This is a genomic window from Methylobacterium sp. E-041 (assembly GCF_022829665.1).
Classification (GTDB): domain Bacteria; phylum Pseudomonadota; class Alphaproteobacteria; order Rhizobiales; family Beijerinckiaceae; genus Methylobacterium.
In genome coordinates this window covers 1-6,716 of sequence record NZ_JAKSYQ010000246.1, presented here as the reverse complement: position 1 = coordinate 6,716, position 6,716 = coordinate 1, and the positions used below count along the sequence as shown (strand labels likewise).

The window sequence follows — 6,716 nt, the reverse complement described above, 5'->3', positions numbered from 1 at the left end:
GGGCGTCTTGGCCTTGGGCCGGCAGGCCTCGACCAAGGGCTCCAGTTCAGACCGCTGGGCGTCGCTCAGCATCGTCCCTCCTGCATCAGAGAAACGAAAACGCTAGCCAAGCCAATCCGTTCAGACGACGACAGGCTCTAGCTGCGTTTAAGCAGACACGCTCTGTTTACTACCTGTATGTATTCATATCAAATGTACTCATACTAAGCCGACCTTAGAAGTTCCTTGAGTGGTTTATGGCTGTATCGCATTGGCATTGGGGGAGCGGAAAACCTTGCACTCCCGTTCGAAGTTTCGTGTGCAGTAGTGTGCTGCCAGACCATAGCATTACGACGCTCAATGAGGTTCATAATGGCGTTCACAGTTTGGCGAAGACGTACCCCGGTAATCGTTTCTGCGCCATCCAGAGCAGGGTTGAATAGCTCAAATATGAGTTCCTCCTTGAACACATGCTCGATCAGAATTTCCTCAACTTCGTGACGTACTGGTTCGAGAAATTCGACGCCAAAGCCGTTAGCTTCGCGGCGGGCGATGCGGCAGGCGCGCGGCAAGATGCTCATACCAATGGAAAGATCGAAATTTGGGGGTACTAACTCGTGCTCAGGGGTGGTTATGAAGCTACCATGAGTCGATATATCTGTGATTGTGCATGGTATTACAGTTTTAGATCCAGGTATAAAAATCCTAGCTTCTAAATTACAGGGCTGTCGCTGAATACGACGTCTATTTGACATTGCTAGTTCCGTGTTTGTTGCATAAATGCACCGTATGTAGATTTATTATCAGAAGCGTCGGATTAAGAAATAGTGAAAATTTCTAATCAAATAAAAGGTCGTCTTAAAGGAACATTTTAGCGAGAAGTGCATCTCGGTGGCACCCACTGCGGTCTTGATCAGCAGTTCCTGCACTTCGGCCGATGCCGTAGGCAGTTCTACGTTCTTGATAGCAAGCGCCAGGACCAGAGCCGTTGTGTCGTCGCCCATTTGCGTCTCAGGGTGTTCGCGTTCGACATGCCGGACGCTTGCCTGCGGCTACCGCATGGCTCGGTCGGGCCTACCTACAGCGCTGATACGCGGACGAGCTTTTTCGTCTGGGTCGGCCGCCGTCTGTCGGCAGCCCTTTCGAGGGTTCCGAGGGTTGGGATTTACAAGGTAAGAACTACGAGTAGGCGTGCGCTTCACGGATTTGCACCCTCCCCCCTGAAGAGGAAGGCTCAGTGTGGCCGTGAACGGAGAGCTGCGGGCCAGCCGCAGCTAGGCCGTCCACTCGACCGAAACGATGCGGACCACGTTGATGTCGTTGCGGAAGCCTGTGACCCGCCGTTCCTCGACCGACACCAGCCCGAGCTTCTTCGCCTCCCGGATGGCGTTGCGCACCGTCGGCTTAGCTACGCCCGTGATCGCTGCAAGGTGCCCGACGGCAAGGCGACAATCCTTCCGCCGGACGGTCTCAGCCGCGACGAGCGGAAGCACCGACTGTTCCGCCAGGGTGAACCGTACCGCAAGTCCCGGCGGAAGCCGCCCAAAGACCGCCCAGCGGCGGCGGCGCTCCACCGAGGCCTGGTACGCGGGCGCGAGCCAACGGCCTTCCTGGGCCTCGCCGCAGGCGCAGGGGCGATCGATCGAAGTTCGATCGGCCCCGATAGCGCTTCGGCCTCGGACACGGGCCCTTCCCCAAAGGCCTTCCACAGTGCGGACGCGACAGCCGGCAACGCGGCGCGGGGCCGCCTCCGCCTATCGGCGGATCTCCTCATAGAACATAGTCCTCAAGCCCCCTCGGGCCGCGGCAGGCACAAGGCACGGCTTACGGATGCAGGAATTAGCGTTCCCGCTTCACTCCCGGGGGGGCATGTGGTTTGTGAGGGATTGTCTGTTGGCCCTCGAAGCCACTGCGATTTTGCGGCCCTCCTGTTTAGCGACAAGGGGGCCGTAGTCGTTTCAGGGTCTATCTCGCGGCGGTGATCTCTCCTGATGCCGGCTCGCGACTCGGTAGAGACGTTGGGCCGGAATAGCTGATGTCGGCCCGAGCGAGCGCATAAGTCAAGCGGTTACGTAACAGCGCGCTCACGAGCCGTTTTGCGCTTCCCTTCCGTCTGGAACCGGTGAAACTCCTGTTCGAGGTCAGCGACAATTATCTGGCTAATCCAAATCTCGAACTGCTCGCCAGTTCGGGGAGCTTGAGCGGCAAAATCCCGTAATTCAGGATCAGCGGTCTGACCGAGCCAAGTGTCTAATATTTCCTGACGTTTGCGCATCACTGCCTCCTTTAGCGAGGCGTGTGCGGTGGCCTTCAGCTTCTTACGATATCGAGCCTGCCGCTCGGCGTTCGTAAATCCCAAGATCGCACCCCATCAGGTCATTGAAGGCCTAACGGCGTTACGTGATGGGCACAAGCTTACCCGATTGGCCGGACGCCCTTGCTTGACCTAGAACGCCTCGTAGACGCCCGCGAACAGAGATTCGTTCGCGCGCCGCCGCATCAGGGTCGCCCGCCGTCTCCGGCGATGCTCGGGGGCGTCGTGCAGGATACGGCAGCGCTAGCACCAGGCCACGAGGTTGCGATCGTCGTTCACGCTCGTGTCGTGGTTCCGGTGCGCGGTCGCGAGGTAGACCTGGGTCCGGCGCATGGCGCCTACGATGTCGGCTGCCGCCGGCTGCGTCGCGAACTGTCGGCCGCGGTCACAGCGTCAGCGCTCGGCGTCTTCGTCCCACCACCGGCCATCGCCGAGGTGCGGGACGACCCGGCCGTGGGGGCGCCCGCATCGCTTGCAGTGCCCCTCAGCGCGGACGAACCGGATTTCGTGTGAGAGCTGGGGCCAATCGATCGGGTGGAAGAAGCGGTGCTCAGGCCGGATCGGCACAGGGCTCTGCGACAGAAATTCATCAATCTGACTGTAGCTTAACGGTCTCAGCAGGAGACGCTTAGACCTGCACGTCGATTGGATGCTACCGATAGCTATCATTGCATAGCACCGCCTAGAGCATCCTCGCCTGGCCGGGCGTAGGCGTTGAATGCGCAGAATAGAGGCGCCTCTCTTGCCATAGGGTCTGAGAGGGGATTAACCCCTCAGTAACCGTTCGCTCCCTACCCTGGCGGACCCTATGCTTCGACAGGAGATCAGCAGCATGCCGGTCATATCGGTAGCGAACCCCAAGGGGGGCGCTGGAAAGTCGACCACCGCCCTGGTGCTGGGCACGACGTTGGCTGCCCACTGCGCCACCGTCACAATGCTCGACTGCGACCCCAACCGGCCGATCGCCTCCTGGGCTCGCGGGGGCAGTGCTACCGCCATGAAGGTGCTGGGCGATGTCGGCGAGAGCGGCATCGTCTCGGCGATCGACGCCGAGCGTGCTGCTCGCCAGTTCGTGCTAGTCGACCTCGAAGGCACGGCGAGCCGCATGGTCTCGCGCGCCATCATGCGTTCGGATCTGGTGCTAATCCCGATGCAGGCCAGCGCCGTCGACGCCGCTCAGGCAGCGCGCGCCGTTAGCCTGGTGCAGGAGGAGGAGCAGGTCGTCGGCCGCACGATCCCGTTCCGGGTACTGTTCACGCGGACCTCGCCGGCGATTCCGACTCGGAACGAGAAGATGATCATGGATGAGCTGCGGGGGGCCGGTATCCCGGTCCTCACGACCCACCTCAACGAACGGGCGGCCTACAAGAGCATGTTCACGTACAGCCGGGCGCTCTCAGAGCTAGATCCTGCCCTCGTGAACGGCCTTCCTGCGGCGCAGGACAACGCCGAGCGCCTGTCGGAAGAGATCATCGAGCTGGTCAGCAGCCTGAACGTGAAGGCAGCCGCATGAACACCAAGCCATCCTTCGGCTTCGGCAAGCTCGCCGAGATCCATCCGAGCGCATCCAAGCCAGCAACGCTTGTCACCCGGGAGATCGACCGTGTCGCGGAGAAGCTCGGCTTCCCCAGCCGTGAGGTGCCGACCCGCCGGAAGCGCCGCATCGCCGTGGATGAACCGACCGACCAGCTCAACCTCCGGGCTGCCATCACGGACATCAACCAGTTCGTGGAGTGGTGCGAGACGGAGCGGATGTCCTACCGTGAAGGCTTCGGGCGGCTAGTCGCGATGATCGCGAAGGTCTCCGCATGATCAAAGCGGCTGTACTCATAGCGATCACCGCAGCCCTTAGCGCGGCAGCAACCGGCGCAATCAGTGGATCTGACACCGAATGAAGGAAGGCGGAACGGTTTCAGACCTCGCCCTGCTCGAGCTCGCCACGGAGAGCGCCGAACTGCACCTTCAGCTTGCCGAGGCGCAGGATCAGCTCATCGAAATGGCGGTCGACGCCGGCGAGCTGCAAGCCATTATCGACGGCTTGCGATCCGAGCTTGCTAAGGTGAGGTCAGAATGCGACGCATGGCGGGCTAAGCCAACACGCCTCGCATCGTAGGGCGAGTTAGCGACCCGCCTGGGGCACCGGCTGCTGCGTCTGGCGTGTGGCCTGCTCATTGGCGAGGTGACGGCCGACAGCACAGCCCCCGACAGCCCCTAAGACGCCGTGGCCTTCGAGCACCGTTCTGATCGTGTCGCGCGTCGTCGACTGGGTGTCGCGAGCGCCGGCCTCGAACTCGGCGATGGTCGACAGCGACAAGCCGGTGACGGCGGCAAGCTGCCTTTGGGTCACCCCGGCGAGGGCGTGGGCGGCGCGGGTTTGAGGGGCAGTGATTTGCATCTACCCTTCGTGAATCTTGATGATTCGAGCCGCAAGAGGACTTCCGGCGCTTGTCCCCACCACGCACACGATCAGGGATCGGACCATGCAGAGGTAGGCGAAAAACCTGCACCCGATCAAACGCTTGCAAAAAAGCCGGATCTGATTTTTATCCGCCGTCGGATCACCTGCGAAGGTCGGCGGCCTCGCCCATTCGGAGGTGGCGTGAAACACCGAAAGCCGGCGGCTCGTTTCACATGCTTTGGGCTCGGCCGGCACCTTCTTCAGAGCGTCGAGGTATAGCCCCTTGTCCAACGGTGTGCCGGACGCGGCGGCGAGAGCCGGTTCGGCGATCCTCTTGCCGCGCTCCGCATTGCGTTGGATGGCGCGCTCGAATCGACCGTTAGCGGGGGCGGTCTTACAGGTGATTGCGGGCGCCAACTTGGCGCTTGAATCCCAACGCCTCGGCACCGTGCGCCATCTCCGAGTGCATTCGGCGTGGTGCAATGGTTAACGCTGGCCGTGCGCTTCAATAGGTCGTTAAGCACTGCTTGAGTGTAGCGGGGTAAAACTCCTAACGATGTATCAACAAGGCTATCTTCGAGGGATGAGGTAAACGATCGTTAGCCATCAGATCGATGGCAAACGATGCGCCAGACAATCGAAGATACCGGTTTTATTCTGAAGCTCGCCCTGGTAGTCTTTGTAGGGCACGGCCTCATGATGCTGGTGCACTAATAGATACGTAGACTCTTATCAGACCAGTGGCTCGTCATCATGGGGCATATACCGTACGTTATTGAGCAGTATAACTCTTATCTCTGGAACTCTATCCGGGATCTCAGCGGCGACGGCCACAAGAGGCTCTGGAATTGGAGCTTCGAAAGTATCATCAAGGCTATCTTTGAGATTATGTCCAATCTTCATTAGCACGAACGTCGACTTAAAACCTAAATCGCTCATGCTCGACATGCGTATCGGCCCTCGTTGAACGGGTGAAACGCGCGTGGGGGTGGATCGTGGCAGCGCCTACGTCAAAACTTGCCCCATCAGTCGGCCGGCGCCTGCGCAGGATCCTCGATCGGGAACTCCTGCTCTTCGGCGTTGGCCTTGTCGCGTGAGGCTGCTCCAGACCTGGGACCTACCGTCGCACAGCCCGCGCATACGGAGCGCATCGCTCGACCATCGCCGGTCGCGATGCGCCAGTCGAACTTGTCCATCTCAGCGCGAGATCGCTTATTCGCCGGCGCGCCTTGCACCGTCTCTTTCTTTACAGCCTCCTCCACAGCCTCAGGAAGGCTTCCCGTGCTCTCCGCACTCGGCTGGGGATGCGGTGCAGCGAACCGCGGCTGCGCTTCGGCAGGCACGGCTAGGTGTGGAGCATCAACAGGTTGTTCGCGGACACTCCGAGGCGGCTGACGGGTGTCTGGCGGCTGATGCCCATGTGGGGGGCTGCCAGTTGTAGTGGAAGAGGAAGGCGGGGAGTTCTTGTCTGCGCTGGTCGGATGTGTCGTAGGCACGGGCATAAGCCCATTCGCGCAGGGAGGTGTGGACGAAGCGCTCGACCTGGCCGTTGGTCTTCAGGGTGTAGGACCGCGTGTGTTTGTGCGCGATACCGAGCCATCGCAAGGCCTTGGCGTAACGCCTGGATTTGAAGGTCGATCCGTTGTCGGTCATGACGCGCTCGACGGCGATGCTGTGACGACGGAAGAAGCGCAGGGCGTTGACGAGGAAGGCGAGGCAGGAGCCTTACTTTTCGTCCGGATGGATCTCGGCCTAGGCGAGCCGGGCATAGGACCTGTCGTCGTCTGAACGGCTTCGCTTGGCTAGCGATTTCGTTTCTCTGATGCAGGAGGGACGATACGGAGAGACGCTCAGCGGTCCGAACTGGAGCCGTGGGTCGAGGCCTGCCGCCCCAAGGCCAAGACGCCCCAACGGGATCTCAGACGCGCACGCTCAGCCATGCTCTGGCGGCATCAGAACGGCGCCAAGAGGCCGGGCATTCCAGCAGACCGTGGGCCGTGGGGGCTCGCGGGGCGGGTATCTAGG

The 6,716-nt window shown here is 60.8% G+C and carries 9 protein-coding genes and 3 pseudogenes; 3 read left to right on the top strand and 9 right to left on the bottom strand.

All coding sequences use genetic code 11. The features are described 5' to 3' along the window. Positions 1-203: 203 nt before the first annotated feature. The 5 genes and pseudogenes from MKK70_RS22905 to MKK70_RS22885 all read right to left on the bottom strand — a co-directional run bounded on the left by MKK70_RS22905 (position 204) and on the right by MKK70_RS22885 (position 2,860). Complete coding sequence (locus MKK70_RS22905) at positions 204-734, bottom strand: PilZ domain-containing protein (RefSeq protein WP_243950145.1); 531 nt, start codon at positions 732-734, stop codon at positions 204-206. A 48-nt stretch (positions 735-782) separates the two neighbouring features. Beyond that, positions 783-983 carry a hypothetical protein gene (locus MKK70_RS22900; protein ID WP_243950143.1) on the bottom strand — a complete coding sequence of 67 codons (201 nt, stop codon included), beginning with the start codon at positions 981-983 and terminating at the stop codon, positions 783-785. A 270-nt stretch (positions 984-1,253) separates the two neighbouring features. Further along, entirely contained in the window at positions 1,254-1,553 is a 300-nt protein-coding gene (locus tag MKK70_RS30905; RefSeq protein ID WP_313899107.1) for a hypothetical protein, read from the bottom strand. Between the two features lie 494 nt (positions 1,554-2,047). After that, positions 2,048-2,254 (bottom strand): hypothetical protein, encoded by a 207-nt coding sequence (locus MKK70_RS22890; protein ID WP_243950141.1) that lies wholly within the window; start codon positions 2,252-2,254, stop codon positions 2,048-2,050. Positions 2,255-2,425: 171 nt separating this feature from the next. After that, positions 2,426-2,860: pseudogene (locus MKK70_RS22885) on the bottom strand (hypothetical protein). A gap of 265 nt (positions 2,861-3,125) precedes the next feature. On the opposite strand from MKK70_RS22885, the gene MKK70_RS22880 reads away from it, so the two are divergent. Both MKK70_RS22880 and MKK70_RS22875 read left to right on the top strand, forming a co-directional pair. Beyond that, positions 3,126-3,806, top strand: coding sequence for a ParA family protein (locus MKK70_RS22880; RefSeq protein ID WP_243950139.1), 681 nt, complete (start codon positions 3,126-3,128; stop codon positions 3,804-3,806). Further along, positions 3,803-4,105 carry a hypothetical protein gene (locus MKK70_RS22875; RefSeq protein ID WP_243950137.1) on the top strand — a complete coding sequence of 101 codons (303 nt, stop codon included), beginning with the start codon at positions 3,803-3,805 and terminating at the stop codon, positions 4,103-4,105. Before MKK70_RS22880 ends, MKK70_RS22875 begins: the two co-directional genes overlap by 4 nt. 307 nt (positions 4,106-4,412) lie before the next feature. Here MKK70_RS22875 and MKK70_RS22865 read toward each other — a convergent pair whose 3' ends face one another. The 4 genes and pseudogenes from MKK70_RS22865 to MKK70_RS22850 all read right to left on the bottom strand — a co-directional run. Then, positions 4,413-4,688: a helix-turn-helix domain-containing protein gene (locus tag MKK70_RS22865; protein ID WP_243950133.1), complete on the bottom strand. Its 276-nt coding sequence runs from the start codon at positions 4,686-4,688 to the stop codon at positions 4,413-4,415. Beyond that, positions 4,689-5,108, bottom strand: coding sequence for a hypothetical protein (locus MKK70_RS22860; RefSeq protein ID WP_243950131.1), 420 nt, complete (start codon positions 5,106-5,108; stop codon positions 4,689-4,691). Positions 5,109-5,716: 608 nt separating this feature from the next. Continuing rightward, positions 5,717-5,887, bottom strand: a complete 171-nt coding sequence (locus MKK70_RS22855) for a hypothetical protein (RefSeq protein ID WP_243950129.1) — start codon at positions 5,885-5,887, stop codon at positions 5,717-5,719. Positions 5,888-6,036: 149 nt separating this feature from the next. Beyond that, positions 6,037-6,443 (bottom strand): annotated as a pseudogene (locus MKK70_RS22850) (integrase core domain-containing protein); the annotation flags it as partial. An 84-nt stretch (positions 6,444-6,527) separates the two neighbouring features. Between MKK70_RS22850 and MKK70_RS22845 the strand changes: the two are divergent. Continuing rightward, positions 6,528-6,716: pseudogene (locus tag MKK70_RS22845) on the top strand (IS5/IS1182 family transposase); the annotation flags it as partial.